General features: G+C 63.7%; 17 protein-coding genes. 10 read left to right on the top strand and 7 right to left on the bottom strand.

What is annotated here, in order from left to right; genetic code table 11:
- Positions 1–216 precede the first annotated feature (216 nt).
- The 4 genes from KUW00_RS09810 to putP all read left to right on the top strand — a co-directional run bounded on the left by KUW00_RS09810 (position 217) and on the right by putP (position 6,540).
- A complete protein-coding gene (locus KUW00_RS09810) occupies positions 217–597 on the top strand; it encodes a hypothetical protein (protein ID WP_222568975.1) in 381 nt (126 codons plus the stop codon).
- Between the two features lie 58 nt (positions 598–655).
- A complete protein-coding gene (locus KUW00_RS09805; RefSeq protein WP_124803941.1) occupies positions 656–1,480 on the top strand; it encodes an AraC family transcriptional regulator in 825 nt (274 codons plus the stop codon).
- 180 nt (positions 1,481–1,660) lie between these two features.
- Positions 1,661–4,852 carry a bifunctional proline dehydrogenase/L-glutamate gamma-semialdehyde dehydrogenase PutA gene (putA, locus tag KUW00_RS09800; protein ID WP_222568939.1) on the top strand — a complete coding sequence of 1,064 codons (3,192 nt, stop codon included), beginning with the start codon at positions 1,661–1,663 and terminating at the stop codon, positions 4,850–4,852.
- A 209-nt stretch (positions 4,853–5,061) separates the two neighbouring features.
- Entirely contained in the window at positions 5,062–6,540 is a 1,479-nt protein-coding gene (gene putP, locus KUW00_RS09795; RefSeq protein ID WP_045994400.1) for a sodium/proline symporter PutP, read from the top strand.
- A 143-nt stretch (positions 6,541–6,683) separates the two neighbouring features.
- On the opposite strand, the gene KUW00_RS09790 is transcribed toward putP, so the two are convergent.
- A complete protein-coding gene (locus tag KUW00_RS09790; protein WP_108450176.1) occupies positions 6,684–7,004 on the bottom strand; it encodes a hypothetical protein in 321 nt (106 codons plus the stop codon).
- Positions 7,005–7,303: 299 nt separating this feature from the next.
- Between KUW00_RS09790 and KUW00_RS09785 the strand changes: the two genes are divergently transcribed.
- Positions 7,304–7,912 (top strand): OmpW/AlkL family protein, encoded by a 609-nt coding sequence (locus tag KUW00_RS09785; RefSeq protein WP_222568938.1) that lies wholly within the window; start codon positions 7,304–7,306, stop codon positions 7,910–7,912.
- 254 nt (positions 7,913–8,166) lie between these two features.
- Positions 8,167–8,808: an OmpW/AlkL family protein gene (locus KUW00_RS09780; protein WP_222568937.1), complete on the top strand. Its 642-nt coding sequence runs from the start codon at positions 8,167–8,169 to the stop codon at positions 8,806–8,808.
- 299 nt (positions 8,809–9,107) lie between these two features.
- Here KUW00_RS09780 and KUW00_RS09775 read toward each other — a convergent pair whose 3' ends face one another.
- The 5 genes from KUW00_RS09775 to KUW00_RS09755 form a co-directional block, all read right to left on the bottom strand.
- Positions 9,108–9,608: a gamma-glutamylcyclotransferase family protein gene (locus KUW00_RS09775; protein WP_222568936.1), complete on the bottom strand. Its 501-nt coding sequence runs from the start codon at positions 9,606–9,608 to the stop codon at positions 9,108–9,110.
- 40 nt (positions 9,609–9,648) lie between these two features.
- Positions 9,649–9,993 carry a YqcC family protein gene (locus KUW00_RS09770; RefSeq protein WP_108133007.1) on the bottom strand — a complete coding sequence of 115 codons (345 nt, stop codon included), beginning with the start codon at positions 9,991–9,993 and terminating at the stop codon, positions 9,649–9,651.
- A 183-nt stretch (positions 9,994–10,176) separates the two neighbouring features.
- Entirely contained in the window at positions 10,177–10,926 is a 750-nt protein-coding gene (locus KUW00_RS09765; RefSeq protein ID WP_108450180.1) for an amino acid ABC transporter ATP-binding protein, read from the bottom strand.
- A complete protein-coding gene (locus KUW00_RS09760; protein WP_045995127.1) occupies positions 10,923–11,597 on the bottom strand; it encodes an amino acid ABC transporter permease in 675 nt (224 codons plus the stop codon). The genes KUW00_RS09765 and KUW00_RS09760 overlap by 4 nt, the downstream gene beginning before the upstream one ends.
- Positions 11,598–11,614: 17 nt before the next feature.
- Positions 11,615–12,361 carry an amino acid ABC transporter substrate-binding protein gene (locus KUW00_RS09755; RefSeq protein ID WP_222568935.1) on the bottom strand — a complete coding sequence of 249 codons (747 nt, stop codon included), beginning with the start codon at positions 12,359–12,361 and terminating at the stop codon, positions 11,615–11,617.
- Between the two features lie 479 nt (positions 12,362–12,840).
- Between KUW00_RS09755 and KUW00_RS09750 the strand changes: the two genes are divergently transcribed.
- From KUW00_RS09750 to KUW00_RS09735, 4 genes are all read left to right on the top strand, one after another.
- Entirely contained in the window at positions 12,841–13,878 is a 1,038-nt protein-coding gene (locus tag KUW00_RS09750; RefSeq protein WP_045995125.1) for a DUF3549 family protein, read from the top strand.
- A gap of 91 nt (positions 13,879–13,969) precedes the next feature.
- Positions 13,970–14,407: an ATP-dependent zinc protease gene (locus tag KUW00_RS09745; RefSeq protein WP_045995124.1), complete on the top strand. Its 438-nt coding sequence runs from the start codon at positions 13,970–13,972 to the stop codon at positions 14,405–14,407.
- A 33-nt stretch (positions 14,408–14,440) separates the two neighbouring features.
- Positions 14,441–15,355, top strand: coding sequence for a 30S ribosomal protein S6--L-glutamate ligase (gene rimK / locus KUW00_RS09740; protein WP_045995123.1), 915 nt, complete (start codon positions 14,441–14,443; stop codon positions 15,353–15,355).
- A 275-nt stretch (positions 15,356–15,630) separates the two neighbouring features.
- The gene (locus tag KUW00_RS09735) at positions 15,631–16,107 is read left to right on the top strand and encodes a hypothetical protein (RefSeq protein ID WP_045995122.1); all 477 of its coding nucleotides are present in this window, start codon (positions 15,631–15,633) and stop codon (positions 16,105–16,107) included.
- A gap of 100 nt (positions 16,108–16,207) precedes the next feature.
- On the opposite strand, the gene KUW00_RS09730 is transcribed toward KUW00_RS09735, so the two are convergent.
- The gene (locus KUW00_RS09730) at positions 16,208–16,984 is read right to left on the bottom strand and encodes a vancomycin high temperature exclusion protein (RefSeq protein ID WP_071211162.1); all 777 of its coding nucleotides are present in this window, start codon (positions 16,982–16,984) and stop codon (positions 16,208–16,210) included.
- Positions 16,985–17,039 lie beyond the last annotated feature (55 nt).

Raw genomic sequence — 17,039 nt, 5'->3', positions numbered from 1 at the left:
GGTGTCGCGGCGGATGGCCGGACAGGCCGTCACCCCGACGACGATCTCGAGGTCGTGCGGCCTCTCATCCATCCATAATGTAACAATATGCAATGAACGCCCCTGCCACCACACCAGCGTCAACGCAGATCGGGACCCGCGACATGTGCGGCTGGATGTGAGAGCCTTGCGATCAGCCGTCCTTTCCCGTTTCAAGCGATCTACCGTGCCATGACCTTGTCCTTGTTTCTGCTCGTGTTCGTCGTCTGTCTGGTCGTCTTCGTCGCGGTGCTCGCGGTGTTGATGCTGTCCGGCACGCCACGATACCGCACCGAGCCACAGCACCTGCTTGACCTGTTCGACCGTGCTCTCGACAGCACAGTTGGCGAAGATGAATGGAATGCCGTCATCCTTTATCCGATTCGCCACGACGAGTACCTGGACGGCGTCCGACGCCGCGCTCGCAGCCTGGTCGATGAACACGGGCGCTTTGGCCGGGTGACCCGAGGCAAGGCCCTGCTGGACAGCGCCGGACAGGAGGACCTGCGTGCACTACGCGACCACCTGGCCGCTCGTATCCGCCTCAGGGAGCAGCCCAGGGGGACTGACAGTCAGTGAGAATCCTGTACCCATCGGGTATGATGACGTCCTCGTTACCGCCTGCGGGAGCCCCCCGATGAGCAGCGCCATCAGGCAGATCCCTCTGGACACCGCGACCCGGCATCACTCCCACGACTACCATCAGATCGTGATCGCCCTGGCCGGGCGCGCCGACTTCGACATCGAAGGCCTTGGCGGCACCATCGAGGCATTCTGCGGCTGCATCGTGCCCGCCAACCACCTCCACTACTACGCCGGCACCGGCAACAACCGCCAACTGATCCTCGACCTTCCCGATGACGCCCTGGCGCTCACCGGCCATCATCATGAACTGGCCAGGCTGTTCGACGCGCCACGTTTCTTCACCCTGGACGCACCTCTGAAACAGTTCCTGGGTTTCGTGGTGGCCGAAATGAACCAGTTGGCGCTCGAGGGCCCCGTCCCTGCCCTGCATCAGGAGCGCCTGGCGACCACCTTGCTGGGCTCGCTGCATGCGCGTCTGGCCGGCGATGAAACCGGCGCGATGCACCACCGGCGCATCGACCTGCGCGCGCTCGATCGCTACATCGACGATCACCTGGCGCGTCGCTTCAAGGTCGCCGATCTGGCGGCCTTCGCCTGCCTCAGCGAAACCCACTTTACCGAACGCTTCCGCGCCCAGACGGGCCTGTCCCCCTGGCAGTACGTGATGCGTCGACGCCTGGAGGCGTCACGTCAGCTGCTGATGCGCAGTCGCCTGCCGTTGTCGGAAATCGCCGCCCTCACCGGCTTCGCCCACCAGAGCGCCCTGTCCCGCGCCTACCGCAAGCACTATGGCCATCCCCCCAGCCAGACCCGTCGTCATGTCAGCGAGATTTCGTCACCGAATCTCCACCATCTGACTGCCAAATCGGCACATTAAAGCTAGGGTTAGTCGATAACGCCCGTGGATTTGCCAAATCCTTCGGTGCATTTGGCAAGCATGGAAGAGGCATGCAACCTAGGCTTGCCAACATGCCCGGATTGCGTGACTGCACGTCCGCGATCGACTTTGCGGCAAGCCCTTTCTCCGCCCGCGGCGGTTCACCATTTGGGGACTGACATGCTCAACGCCAACAATATGCTCGACAACTCCACCTGGCAGCAGGATCTGGATACACTCTTTGCGCGCATCAGCGATCACTACGTGGTCGAAGAAAACGCCTTCGTAAGTGAATTGATCAAGCTGATCGATGGCAAGGACGAGCACATCGAGCGCGTCGCCGACGAGACGGCTTCTCTCGTGCGCGAGGTGCGCGAGATGGACACCGCCGTCGATACCATCGACGAGCTGCTGCAGCAGTACAGCCTGGATACCCACGAAGGCTTGATGCTGATGTGTCTGGCCGAGGCGATGCTGCGCATCCCCGACAAGGCCACCGCCGATGCACTGATCGAAGATCGACTGGGCCCGGCCGACTGGAAGGCCCACCTCGGCAAGAGCGAGTCCTGGATGGTCAACGCCTCCACCTGGGGCCTTCTGATGACCGGCCGGGTGGTGAGCCTGGACAAGCCCAAGGATGGCAAGCCCAGCGGTTTCATCAACAAGATGGTCAACCGCATGGGCGAGCCGGTCATTCGCCGGGCCATGGTCGAAGCCATGAAGGTGATGGGCAAGCAGTTCGTGCTGGGGCGTGATATAGACGAAGCGCTCAAGCGCTCCAAGCCGCTGTTCGACAAGGGCTATACCTACTCCTACGACATGCTGGGCGAGGCCGCCCGTACCCGGCGTGATGCCGGCCGCTACTTCGACGACTACGCCACCGCCATCCGCCAGGTCGGCAAGACCAGCCGCAACCTGGGTGACAGGACGCCGGCACCGTCGATCTCGATCAAGCTGTCCGCGCTGCACCCGCGCTACGAGTTCGGCCGCCGCGAACAGGTCCTCGAGGAGCTGGTGGGCAGCGTCAAGGAGCTGGCCAAGCTGGCCCGGGACAATGACGTGGCGGTGACCATCGACGCCGAGGAGGTCGACCGCCTGGAGTTGTCGCTGGAGGTCTTCCGCGCCGTCTACGAGAGCGACATCTGCCGCGGCTGGGGCCACTTCGGTCTGGTGGTGCAGGCCTACTCCAAGCGCGCCCTGCCGGTGCTGCACTACCTCAACCGTCTGGCCGACTTCCAGGGTGACGAGATCCCGTTGCGTCTGGTCAAGGGCGCCTACTGGGACACCGAGATCAAGGAGTCCCAGCAGCTCGGCGTCGACGGCTATCCGGTGTTCACCCGCAAGGCATCCACCGATGTGGCCTACCTGGCCTGCGCGCGCTTCCTGCTGTCCGATGCCACCAAGGGTCGCATCTTCCCGCAGTTCGCCACCCATAACGCCCATACCATCACCACCATCCTCGAGCAGGCCAACCACACCAGCCGAGCCTTCGAGTTCCAGCGCCTGCACGGCATGGGCGAGGCACTCTACGATGCCGCGCTAAAGCGTGCACCTGAAGGCACCTACTGCCGTATCTACGCCCCAGTGGGCGCCCACAAGGACCTGCTGCCCTACCTGGTTCGCCGACTGCTCGAGAACGGTGCCAACTCCTCCTTCGTGCATCAGCTGGTGGACCCCAAGGTGCCGGTGGAGTCGCTGTGCGTCCATCCCATCGAGACACTGCGACAGTTCGACAGCCTGTCCAATCCCCAGATTCCGCTGCCTCGCGACATCTATGGCGAGCACCGCCCCAACTCCCGCGGCGTCAACCTGACCATCAACAGCCAGTACCAGCCGCTGATGGAGGCCATGGGCAAGCACATGGATACCCGCTACCAGGCGCGTCCGCTGCTGGCCTTCGAGGTCGCCGAGGACCCCGCCCAGACCCACGAAGTCACCAGTCCTTACGACCGTCGCCAGGTGGTCGGTAGCGTGCAGTGGACCACCCGCGAACAGACCGAGCGGGCGGTGGACGCGGCCTGGGCTGCCTTCCCGGCATGGGAGGTCACCCCGGTCAAGGAGCGCGCCGACATCCTGAGGCGCTTCGCCGACCTGATGGAAGAGCACCTGGCGGAGCTGATGGCGCTGTGCTCGCGTGAAGGTGGCAAGCTGTTGACCGACGGCGTCGACGAGATCCGCGAAGCGGTGGACTTCTGTCGCTACTATGCGGTGCGCGCCGAGGAGATCTTCGGTGAGCCCACCGAGCTGCCCGGCCCCACCGGCGAGTCCAATCGTCTGCACATGGGCGGCAAGGGGGTGTTCGCCGCGATCAGCCCGTGGAACTTCCCGGTGGCAATCTTCTGCGGCCAGATGGTCGCCACCGCGGTGGCCGGCAATACCGTGCTGGCCAAGCCCGCCGAGCAGACGTCGATCGTTGCCCACCGGGTGGTCGAGCTGCTGTACCAGGCCGGCATGCCGCGTGAAGTGGTGCAGTTGCTGCCCGGCGATGGCCCCACCGTGGGCAGCGTGCTGACCGGCGATTCGCGGATCACCGGGGTGGTCTTCACCGGCGGTACCGATACCGCCCAGATCATCAACCGCGCCCTGGCCGAGCGTGAGAATGCGCCGCTGCCGACACTGGTGGCCGAGACCGGCGGCATGAACGCGATGATCGTCGACTCCACCGCCCTGCCCGAGCAGGTCGTCGCCGACGTAATCCACTCGGCCTTCCAGAGCGCCGGACAGCGCTGCTCGGCCTTGCGGGTGCTCTACCTGCAGGACGACGTCGCCGACCGTGTGCTACAGATCCTCGACGGCGCCATGGCCGAACTCCACGTGGGTGACCCACGCGACCTCGGCACCGACGTAGGCCCGGTGATCGACGAGGACGCGCGCAAGAACCTGCAGGCGCATATCGATCGGCTGAAGGGTGAAGGACGTCTGATCAGCGAAACGCCGCTGAAGCCCGAGCACACCAGTGAAGGCACCTTTGTCGCCCCGGCGGCCTTCACCATCGATGGTATCGATGCGCTCGAGCGTGAACAGTTCGGCCCGGTGCTGCACGTGGTGCGCTGGAAGTCCAGCGAGCTCGACAAGGTGATCGCCTCGATCAACGCGCGTGGTTATGGCCTGACCTTCGGCGTGCACAGCCGCAACGAATCCTTTGCCGATGAAATAGCGCGGAAAGTGCGCGTTGGCAACGTCTACATCAACCGCAATATCATTGGTGCTGTCGTAGGCGTTCAACCCTTCGGCGGTCAGGGGCTCTCCGGCACCGGTCCCAAGGCCGGCGGCCCCAACTACCTGTTGCGTTTCGCCACCGAGAAAACGGTGACCAACAACACGGCGGCACTCGGCGGCAACGCCTCGCTGCTGGCGCTAGGGGACGAGTAAGTCAGGCCCTGGCCTGCTGGTCCAACGCACTCACCCGACGGTCGGCGCACCGTCGGCAACCGGCGCTCACCCACTACCCCGAGGGGAGCGCCGGATCGCAGGGACGCGCGTGACGACCGCGCCCACACGGGGAGATCATCGCGCTCGACACAGGGCCGGTGACTTGAGAACGCCAACCACCCACGACAAAAACCACAAGGAACGCTCCCATGGTCGAAAACAACGCCACCATTGGCATCACGTTCGCGCTGTATCTGATATTGATGCTGGTCATCGGTATCATTGCTTACAAGCGCACCACCAATCTGTCCGACTATATCCTTGGTGGCCGCTCGCTTGGCCCCTGGACGTCGGCGATATCTGCCGGCGCCTCGGACATGTCGGGCTGGCTGCTGCTGGGTCTGCCCGGTGCGGCCTACGTCAGCGGTCTGTCGGCCTCCTGGATCGCCGTGGGCCTGTTGATCGGCACCTGGCTCAACTGGCTGATTGTCGCCCGGCGCATGCGCGTCTACACCTTCAAGGCCAATGACGCCCTGACCCTGCCGGACTTCTTCGCCAAGCGCTTTCGCGAGAAGGCACCGCTGTTGCGGGTGATCTCGGCGGTCTTCATCCTCTTGTTCTTCCTGTTCTACACCAGCTCCGGCCTGGTTGCCGGCGGCAAGCTGTTCGAGACGGTATTCGGCTTCGACTACACCATCGCGGTGACCGTCGGTACGCTGGCCATCATCTCCTATACCTTCTTTGGCGGCTTCCTGGCGGTCTCCTGGACTGACCTGATCCAGGGTCTGATGATGGCAGCGGCGCTGCTGGTCGTGCCGGTCATCGCCCTGACCGAACTGGGTGGCTTCAGCGGCAGTGGCCAGCAGATCCTGGCCGAGAACCCCGACATGCTGAGCTGGTTCGTCGATGCGTCCACCGGTGAAACCCTGACCGCCATCGGCATCATCAGTTCGCTGGCCTGGGGCCTTGGCTACTTCGGCCAGCCGCACATCCTGGCGCGTTTCGCGGCCATCCGCTCCGAAGCCGACATCCCCGCCGCCCGTCGCATCGCCGTGACCTGGTCGGGCCTGTGCCTGGTCTGCGCCATGGCGGTCGGTCTGCTGGGCCTCGTCTACATGACCCGCGACCTGGGTGACGGCGAGACCATCTTCATGGTCATGGTCAACGCCATCTTCCATCCGCTGGTCGCCGGTGTGCTGCTCGCCGCCATCCTGGCCGCGGTCATGTCCACCGCCGACTCCCAGCTGCTGGTGTCTTCCTCCGCCCTGACCGATGACTTCTACAAGGCGCTGTTCCGCCCCGACGCCAGCCAGTCCGAGCTGGTCTGGGTCGGCCGCTTTGCGGTCATCGGCATCGCCGTCATCGCCTACCTGCTGGCGATGAACCCGGACTCCACGGTACTGGGACTGGTGTCCTACGCCTGGGCCGGTTTCGGCGCCGCCTTCGGTCCTGCACTGATCATGTCGCTGTACTGGCGTCGCATGAACCAGTGGGGTGCGCTGGCCGGTATCGTGGTCGGTGGCATCACCGTGGTGGCCTGGGCCGAGATGTCCGGCGGGCTGTTCGATCTTTACGAGATCGTGCCCGGCGTGATCTTCGCCTACATCGCCATCGTGGTGGTGAGCTTGATGACCGCCGAGCCGAGCAAGGAGATCACCGAGCAGTTCGACACCCTGGAAGACGCCTGATCGTCAGTGATCGTCTGCCACGCAAGAAGGCCGCCCTCGGGCGGCCTTCTTCGTTACGGGACACATCCAGCACGCACCTGGCGCTCAACGCTCACTGACGGTCGAACCGCCCTGCCCACCTTAGCCGTGCACATCAGCCCCGTTCAAAACAGGCCGGCGTAGCGACACAGCAGCAGCACGATAAAGCTGACCAGCGCCAGCGGATACCAGGGCATGGCCCCCGCCAGACGCCACCAGCCGGGTACCGCTGAGAAGTGCAGCGGCATGGACAACCCCCCGCCCAGCGCCCACACGCCCAGAACTACCATGGCCAGCCTCGCCGGCGTCGGGAGATCACGAATCAGCCAGGGTTCCAGCAGCAGCCACACCGCCAACAGAGCGGTCAGTGCGAGCACCAGTGCCGCCCCGCCCCAGGGCAGCGTCGACATGCCGAGCAACCTCTCACGCCTTCGTCTGGCCACCATCCCGCACTCTCCTCCGGAGTCTTCTCCCACAGTGAAGACGATTTATCGCCGGACGGCGAGCGTTTATGCAGTGCACAAGCGCGCATCGATGTCTACGCCACAATGTGCAAAAAAATTGTACAGCATTTACATTACCTACCCGCCCAAGTCGATTTAGTTCCATAAATTCTGGCTAGTTACTGCTATCTGGCCAATTAAATATTTCTACAAGACATTTAGAAACACTGTTCGTAAACTGCGAAGCGTACAAGGTTACTTCCCTCGGGAAGGATGCCATCGGATCATCAAGGAGGTCCCGCATGAACATGACTCGACTGATGGGCACCGCAGCCCTGCTCGCTACCACCACCTTCGCCGCCCAGTCTGCCCTGGCCTATCAGGCAGGTGACATCTACGTGCGCGGTGGCTTCGAGAAAGCCGATCCCACCTCGGACAACGGCGATATCGCCAACCAGGATCTCGATGTCTCCGAAGAGAACAGCTTCGCCTACGGCGCCGGCTACCTGTTCCACGACAAGTTCGGTGTCGAGCTCAACGGCTCCGAGGCCATGGAGCACGATATCGCGGTCAACGGCGGTAATGTGGGCAGCGTCGACCGTACCCCGGTCAACCTGATGCTCAACTACTACCCGCTGGGCGGCGTGGAAAACGCTCGCGTCCACCCCTACGTTGGCGTGGGCATGAACTACACCCACTTCTCCGACGAGAGCTTCAACGCCGACCTCGATAGCTCCTACGGCGCCGCAGCCCAGGTGGGTCTCGACCTCAGCGTCACCGACAACCTGCTGGTCGGCACCTACGCCCGCTACGCCGATGTCGATTCCGATATCGAGGTCGACGGCCACGATGTCGGCGAGGCCGAGATCGATCCGATGACCATCGGTGCCGGCGTCACCTATCGTTTCTAAGCGCTTGCGCTGTATTGACAAAACGCCTGCGCGATCTTGAAATAAGCGGCTGACCGGTTAGCTCGATCGCGCCGCATTCCAACCGCAGCATCGAAGGCGTCTGGCTTTGCCAGGCGCCTTTTCTGGTGCGTTGCCGGTTCATTTTTGTCGACCAAAGGAGGTATTGAGGTAGATCAATAACCACGTTCTCGATGCGGCATACACTGCTTGGCAATCGGGCTCGCCCACTTTTGCCAGTACGCAAGGAGAACACCATGCGCCATCCCCTGATCACCACCGCCCTGGTCGCCGCCATCGCCGGCAGCGCCCTCGCCAGCAGCCAGGCCTTTGCCGCCTACGGCAAGGGCGACATCTACACCCGCATCGGTGTGGCCAAGGTCAAGCCCGACTCCGACAACGGCTCGCTGGCCGGCGGCAGCATGAATACCGACGTCCATGACGACAACGGTTTCGCCTTCACCCTGGGCTACCGCTTCCACGACAAGTTCGGCGTCGAACTGCTGGCCGCCGAGCCCTTCGAGCATGACGTCGACCTTAGCACTGCAGATGGCGATATCGGCGCCAGCGTCGAGCACCTGCCGCCGACCCTGACCGTGCAGTACTACCCCTTCGGTGGCACCGAGGCGCGGGTGCAGCCCTACGTCGGCCTGGGGGTCAACTACACCCACTTCTCCGACGAGGATATCGCGCTGGAAGGTGCCGATCTCGATCTGGAAGAGTCCTGGGGCTGGGCCGGCCAGGCCGGCCTCGACCTGGTCATCGACGACCACTGGGCGGCCAACATGGCGGTGTGGTATCTGGATATCGACAGCGACGTCGACCTCAACGGCGATGACATCGGCGAGATCGAGGTGGACCCCTACGTGATCATGGCCGGTATCAGCTACCGCTTCTGATCCAGGGCTCGACCGCTAACACGCAGCGCCCGCTCCTGCCTGGCAGGAGCGGGCGCTGTGCTGTCACCGTCACAAGATGGCTTCTGTGGTCGCTCGCGTGGCAGTTGCCACTGCAATTCTCGAGGGAGGGGCTGCGGTAACAGGGCAAGCAGAGGCCTAGGCTTAGTACGAAAAGCCGGCGAACGATGGTTAGACAAGGCAAAAATCGATAAGAAAGCGCAGTTTACGAGATGTAAATGAGCATTTTGACGCGATTTTTAACGCCGTATTACCGAGCGCAGGCACTTTTCGTACAAGCCTTAGCGGGGATGATAACGTGACAGCCCCAACCTCCCCAGAGTGGCATCATCGAGGTGCTCGACGGCCTCTACCGCCGCCAGCGCCTGGTGGTAGCCCTCGCTGAGGAAGTCACGACCGGCCAGCAGGTGCTCAAGGTACTCGCGGGCGGGCCGCAGGCCATCCCCCTGGCGTTCGGCGCCGGCGATATAGACCCAGGCCTCGATCGGCCCTTGTTCGGTGATCACCGGCAGACGATGACGGTCGTACTCGTGCGGGTAACCTTCGAAGGGATCCATCTGCCGGATCTGCTCGGGTTCGAGGAGTTCGAACAGCGCGCCCTCGACCCGATCGCCTGGCGCCGGCACCACATTGGCGTGGGCAATGCCCGGCACCCGAGAGGCCTTGTTGAAGCGCAGCGCGTAGCCTTCCAGGCTGCCGGCCAGCACACGCCGGGTCTCACCGATGCGCGCGGCGACACGCTCAATGTTCATGTTGCTGCCATAGGCAAAGTACCAGGGCATCGCCTTCTCCTCGCTGGGGACTTCTTCCGTTACCGGCGATTCAGTTCTCGGTGATCAGCCGGTCGATATCCTCGACAACCTTCTGCAACAGCATCCGGTCCTGGGCGCGCGCGCCTTCCTGGATCAGGTAGGCGTCCACCGCCGGGGCCACATCGCAACTGGCGGGCAGGGGCGCACGCTGTTCGACCAGGGTATCGAGCCTGGCGATAAACACGAAGCGCAGCCACTGGGGCAGCGACATGGTATCGATGCAGAACGGCTGCCGACTGTTGAAGGCGGCGGCCTCCGGCTTATCCATACGCCACATGTTGGCGGCCTTCATGGTCGCCTCGAGCTCGCGCAGGGCCGCGCCCAGGGCGTCGTGGACAGAAGGTTCGGTGGGCATGATGCCTCCGCTTTGAAAATGGGCTTGGTGCACGTCATTGTCGCGTGCCGGACCAGCGAGGGCCAGCCCGGCAGCAACACGCGCCCCCCAAGAAACCGCTGCAAATGCGGCACCTCGAAGGGCACGCCTCGACGCGCAGACTTTCTCGAACGAGGATCTCGCCGGATGGATGAGCGATTCGGCCTACAGGGGCTCGGCGGCGGGCAGTACCTTGCGCAGGAAGTCTCGGGTACGCGGGTCCTGCGGTGCATGGAACAGCTCCGAGGGAGGCCCCTGCTCGACGATGCGCCCGCCCTCCATGAACACCACCCGGTCGGCCACGTCACGGGCAAAGGCCATTTCGTGGGTGACCACCAGCATGGTCTGGCGTTCACGCGCCAACTGCTTCATCAACGCCAGCACCTCGTCGACCCACTCGGGATCCAGCGATGAGGTGGGTTCGTCGAACAGGATCACCTCGGCCTGGGCGGCCATGGCGCGGCCGATCCCCACCCGCTGCTGCTGGCCCCCGGACAGCGACGCCGGATAGGCGTCCGCCTTGTCCGACATGCCGATGCGCTCGAGGATCTCCCGTGCCCGCTGGTGGGCCTTGGCCCTGGGCCAGCGGTTGACCACGATCAGACCCTCGGCGATGTTCTCAAGCGCCGTCTTGTTGGCAAACAGCGCGTAGTTCTGGAACACGAAGGCCGTGTGTCGACGGGCAGCCAGGATCTCGGACTTGCTGGCCTGGGTCAGGTCCAGATTCAGCGGACCCAAGGTCAATCGGCCACCATCGGGCTGCTCCAGAAAGTTGAGACAGCGCAGCAACGTCGACTTGCCGGTCCCGGAGGGGCCGATCACCACGATGATCTCGCCCTGCTGGATCTCCAGATCGATACCGTCGAGCACGGTGGTATCACCGAAGCGCTTGGTCAGTCGCTCTAGCTTGATCATCGACGATAGGCCTCGTTGAGTCGGGATTCCAGGCGCCGCTGCAGCCAGGCCAGCGCCTCGACGATGGCCCAGTAGATCAGCGCCACGGTGATGAAGGCCTCGAAGTACAGGAAGCTGCCGGCGGCCTCTTTCTGGGTCGCCCCCATCAGCTCGGTGACGCCCAGGGTGAACGCCAGCGAGGTGGCCTTGATCATGTCGATGAAGTAGTTCATCAACGTCGGCACCGCTATGCGAGTGGCCTGGGGCAGTACGATTCGGCGCATCAACTGGCCGTTGGTCATGCCAATGGACAGCGCCGCCTCGGTCTGGCTGCGATCCACTCCGACGATGGCGGCGCGGATCGACTCCGCCATATAGGCCGAGAAGTGCAGCGTCAGCCCCATGATGGTGGCGGTGATGCCATCGATGGTGGTCAGAAACGACAGCACCTGGGGCAGCCCGTAGTAGAACAGGAACAGCTGCACCAACAGCGGTGTGCCGCGAAAGAACGAGATGAACCACAGCGTCAGGCCGTTGAGAACCGGGATCTTGAGTACCCGGATCACCGCCAGGCCACAGGCCAGCACCAGAGCCAGCGCCATCCCGGCCAGCGCCATCCCCAGGGTCAGGGGCAGGTAGCTGAGCAGGATGGGCACCAGCCCAACCATGTAGTCGAGGTCGAGAATGCTCATGGAGAGTCGATCACCGCTCAGGGCGTGGTGATATCGGCATCGAACCAGCGCTCGGATATCTCGCTCAAGGTGCCGTCTTCACGCAGGGTGTCAAGCGCCTGGTCGACCTCATCGCGCAGTTCCTGGTCGTCCTGGCGGAACGGCAGCGCATTGCGAATCTCGGAGAACGGCTTGCCGGCCAGCGCCAGCGGCAGCGGCTTTTCCTTGATCACCTGGGTGGCGCTGACGCGATCCATGACGAAGGCATCGACACGACCCAGCGCGGTGTCCTGCTCGATGTTGCTCTCATAGGTGCGGATATCGATCTCGTCGGCGTAGGGCAGCTCGCGCAGCAACTGCTCGTAGTTGGAGCCCAGGTTGACGGCCACGGTCTTGCCCGCCAGATCCTCGACCCCGGAGACCTCGTCATTACCTTCCTTGGTCACCACCTGAGCACCGTCATACACATAGGGCGAGGTGAACAGGTACTTCTGCTCACGCTCCTCGGTGATGGTGATCTGGTTGGCAATGGTGTCGATGCGCCCGGACTCGAGCATGCCGAACAACCCTGAGAAGTTGGCGGTGACGAACTCCACCTCGGTGCCCATCTCTTCGGCCACCGCTTCCATCACGTCGACCTCGAAACCCTTGAGGGTGTCCTGCTCGACGAAAGTAAAGGGAAAGTAACCACCGGACATGCCGACTTTCAGGGTGTCGGCGTGGGCACCGGCAGCGAGACCGATGGCACCTGCGGCGGCAAAAGAAACAGCCAGATGACGAACCATGGACGGCTCCTTGAAAACGATTGGGGCGGCCAGTGCGGCATGGCCCAGGAGGGTGACAGGTGGAGGCATCCATCGCCACTTCAACCCTGGGCTGCTCGATGGCTCAGCATGATTTGGAATAAACGACCGCCATTATATTCCAAATCGATAGCAGACGCAGTGAAAAATCCCAGGGTGAACCATAGCCTCCTGCTATTGCGACCGCCCTTTCCGGGAACAACCGCCGACAGCCGTCGGCTAACTGTCACCTCACCGACTTATCCCCACCATCATTCATTCACAGAAGCGCTGAATGTCCCTGTGGATAACCCTTTGACAGATGACGGCGAGCCGCTTCTGACGCTCTTTCGCGGCGCTTGATCAAAAATTCACCAACGGTGCAGCAAAATACAGTGCGAGGGATGCACAAATTTCCGCCGTGGACGGCTGACACTCCTCGAGCGGCGCGATAGAGTGCACGCTGATCTTTCGGAGGGGCCATGCAAGCGATCCATCGTCTTCACGACTTTTTCACCCTGACCGGTGCCGAGGTGCGTCTCTATCATATGGGACGGCGTGTGCACCCCTGCGCGCTCGAGACCCTGGCAGACTTCGAGAGCGGCCAGGTCCCCTGGCCGGAACCCTGGCAGGGTCGTGCCCGCCTGGCGCTGGTGTTTCGCCTGGGTGACATGAGCGACCCGCTGATCTGGTTCCTGGCGCTGCCGGTGGACGAACAGGGCCTTCTGGATGCCGCCCAGCGGGACGCCTTCCTCGAGCGCCTGCTGTCCACCCTGGGCCGCAGCGCAGAAGCGCTGGAGCAGTCCGACGGCGGCGAGATCGACAACCTGATGAAGGACAACCCGCTGGCCTTCACCCCTTCCCTGACCTTTCAGGCGATGCTGCACGCCCGAGCCAGCGCCGATCTGGAGCGTCCCGCCAGCGAGCACCTTGAGCCGGTCGAAGCCTTCCTGTCGGGCCAGGGTGGCCACGACTGGCAGGCGCTGGGCCTGCAGGGGCTGGCCGACCATGTGGCGCGTCTCACCCCCGAGACTGAGGCCTCGCTGGTGGCCGCTATCCCGCAGCTGCACAGCGAAGTGCTGACATCGCTATGCTACTGTCTGGAACATGTAGCACTATCAGCAGAGCTTGCAGAGGCGCTGCGTCAGCGCGGCGAACAGGCCGCCAGCCAGGGCGACATCGAGACCTTCTGCGCCTGTGTACGCGCCGTGGGCAACGCGCCCGACAGCCTGGCCGGAGACTGGTTCGACGCCTTGCTGGCCGATAGCGATGCCTGCGGCCCGGACACCCTCGCGGCAATCGCCGCACGGGGCTGGCAACACCTGGAGCACGCCGAGCGCCTGCCGCTGTTTCTGGAGCGGGTCGCCGAATGCGACGGGGCCGACTTCCTGGCCGTTGCGAGGGACCTGGCGCAGATCCCCCGGCTGCGTCTGCCGGTACTGATGACGCTGCGTCAGGCCCCGAAGGACTCCGCCACCGCTCGCCGACTGGCGGCGGTCAAGGGCACAGGCGGTCATTGATTCGCTTGCCCGTGTGACGTTCGTTGCCACTGACAGTTCGACAACGGACGTCGCCTGAACAACAAGCAGCATCCCGCGACAAGGAGAAGACATGAAGGACCTGCCCTTTCAGGCTCAGGCCGTCGTCGGTCGCCGCGAGATGGTGATCCTGCCGCAGATGCACCTGCATCTGTGTGCCAAGGTGGACACCGGCGCTCGCACCTCGGCGCTGCACGCCGAGGAGATCGAGTCCTTCGAGGAGGACGAGATCCTGTGGGTCAGCTTCGTCACCCGTGCCGGCGGCCCCGACAGTCCGTCACACCAGTACCGTATGCACCTGCATGATCGGCGCAAGGTCACCAGCTCCAACGGCCAGGCCGAGTGGCGCTACTTTATTCGCACCCAGATGCAGATGGGGGATCTGGAATTTCCCGTCGAGCTATCCCTGACCGACCGGCGCAACATGCGCCACCCCATGCTTCTCGGTCGCCGCGCACTGCGCCGCCTGCTGGTGGCGCCCGGCGCTACCTTTCTGCACGGCGAACCCTGACGGATCCACCGCCCCTGACCTGGAGACTCGCACATGCATATCGCGCTGCTGTCCCGCAACCGCAATCTCTACTCCACTCGTCGCCTGGTGGAAGCCGCCGAACAACGCGGCCATACGGCCCGGGTGGTCGATACGCTGCGCTGCTACATGAGCATCGCTTCTCACCATCCGTCGATTCACTACAAGGGTGAGGAACTCGAGCCCTTCGACGCCGTCATCCCGCGCATCGGCTCCTCGGTCACCTTCTACGGCTGCGCCGTGCTGCGTCAGTTCGAGATGATGAACGTCACCGTGCTCAACGACAGCGTCGGCATCACCCGCTCCCGCGACAAGCTGCGCTCACTGCAACTGCTGTCTCGCAAGGGCATCGGCCTGCCGGTGACCGGCTTCGCCCACTCCCCCGATGACATCCCGGACCTGATCACCATGGTCAAGGGCGCCCCGCTGGTGATCAAGCTGCTGGAAGGCACCCAGGGTATCGGCGTGGTGCTGGCCGAGACCAACCAGGCGGCGGAATCGGTGATCCAGGCGTTCATGGGCATGAAGGCCAACATCATGGTTCAGGAGTACATCAAGGAAGCCAAGGGCGCCGACATCCGCTGCTTTGTCATCGGCGACAAGGTGGTGGCAGCGATGAAGCGCCAGGCGGCCGAAGGCGAGTTCCGCTCCAACCTGCACCGCGGCGGCAGCGCCAGCGTCATCCGTATCACCCCGGAAGAACGCTCCACCGCCATCCGCGCGGCCAAGTCCATGGGTCTGCGCGTGGCCGGTGTCGACCTGCTGCGCTCCAACCATGGCCCCGTGGTGATGGAGGTGAACTCCTCGCCCGGCCTGCAGGGCATCGAGAGCGCCACCGGCAAGGACATCGCCGGCCTGGTCATCGAACACCTGGAAAAGAGCGCAACGGCGCGTCCACGGACCCGTACGCCGGCCAAACCCAAGGGCTGAAGATAACAGCACCCCGTAAAGGATGACGCCGACGGGCGACCGATAGCACGGTCGCCCGTCTTGTCATTGGCGCTCACTTACCGCTCACAAGCGCGAGGCGGCCCTTCGCCTACGACGATATCTCGCCGCAACCGGGCCAACTTTGTCAGCGCTTTTCGACCAAGGTCGAAGCGATCGCCCCCCCCACCGCAAGAATCATAAATATTTGCCACATTAGGGGTGGCAAAACTCCTGCTGGAGCCCCACAATTTGCGTCACCGGAGGAGGTGACGCGCATGTTTCTCGATAATCGCCAGGTGGCGATGGACAGCCTGCTGGAGGCCCTGGCCGACAGCGTCGACTATTTCCAGGACAATCTCGAGCGCCTGCGACCCTCGCTGCGCGACGCTCTGGAGCCCCACTTCGAGACGCGCCAGAAGACCATGCGCGAGCTCCAGGAGCTGGCGCGCGAACACCTCGACCTGCTGCCGCGTGATGCCGACGTCGAACGCGACGACTACATGTGGCTGTGGAGTCGTCTCAAGAGCTTTGTCGGCAACGACTCACAGGTGTTGATCAACGAGCTGCTCGAGCAGGAGCGGGTGCTGATGCAGTCCCTCTCCACCCTGTTTACCCATCCCTTGCCGGGCCCCATCGAGCCGGTGATCGAAGAGGTATGGAAGGGTTGCCGCGCGCTGATTCGCGAGCTCTACGACCTGCAGAAGTCGACCGCCCAGAAGCGTGGCGCAGGCCGTCGAACCGTCAAACGCTGACGCCGCCGACCACAACGCCAATCCACGAAAACGCCTTGCCAGGCTCTGCCGGCAAGGCGTTTTTATTGGTGAAGCGGATGCCTGGGGAAAGGGGCTGCTCTCAGTTCTTGTCGGCGTCGGGCGTGCGCAGCAGCAATGGCGCCACACTGGCGTCGCCTCTGGTCAACACCTCATCGATGATCTCGTGAAGACTCCGAGCCTCGATGCGAGCTGCCGGCGCCGCGATCTTCAAAGGCTCCAGCGGGCCAAGAAAGCGCGGCTCTCGTTGCCACAGGTAGAGATCGCCCAGGGTCGCCACCCGGGCCACCCACTCTCGCAGGATCAGCCAGCGAGAACCCTCCCTCTCGGGCGCCGGGCAGCCCTCGACCTCAAGTCCCAGGGCATCAGCGATGAACAGCGCCCGCGGCAGGTGCCAGTCCTGGGTAATCAATAGCGCGCGCTCCACCTCGAACACGTCGCGGGCCCTGGCCAGGGTATCGAAGGTGCTGAAACCGGCGTAGTCCAGCGTCATGTCGACCTCGCGCACGCCACGCGCCTTGAGATCGCGCCACATGGTCACCGGCTCGTTGTAGTAGCGGGTGGCATTGTCACCGGACACCAGCAGGTGGCGCAGACGTCCTTCGTTCATCAACCGGGCGGCGGCGATCATGCGCCCTTCGAAGTGGGGATTGCGGGTACCGCTGCGGGTCCAGTGGGAGGTGCCGAAGACGATGCCGACCTGGTGGGGGCGGCATTCGACGAGGCGAGGAGCGATGCGATCGCGGGTGGTGGCCACCACCCAGGCGTTGGCCGCGACAAAGGCCAGGGCGAGCAACAGGACCAGGCTACCGAGACACAGCAGCAGGCGACGAAACATCGTGAACAGCGGCTCGCGCATGACGATTCCAATTGACAGCGGAGGTCAGGACCCGCTGCGCGGGCCAGAGAGGGCC

This window comes from Halomonas sp. DP5N14-9 (assembly GCF_019802175.1).
GTDB lineage: Bacteria > Pseudomonadota > Gammaproteobacteria > Pseudomonadales > Halomonadaceae > Halomonas > Halomonas litopenaei.
The sequence above is the reverse complement of the archived record's forward strand: the minus strand, read 5'-3'. Positions and strand labels throughout refer to the sequence as shown.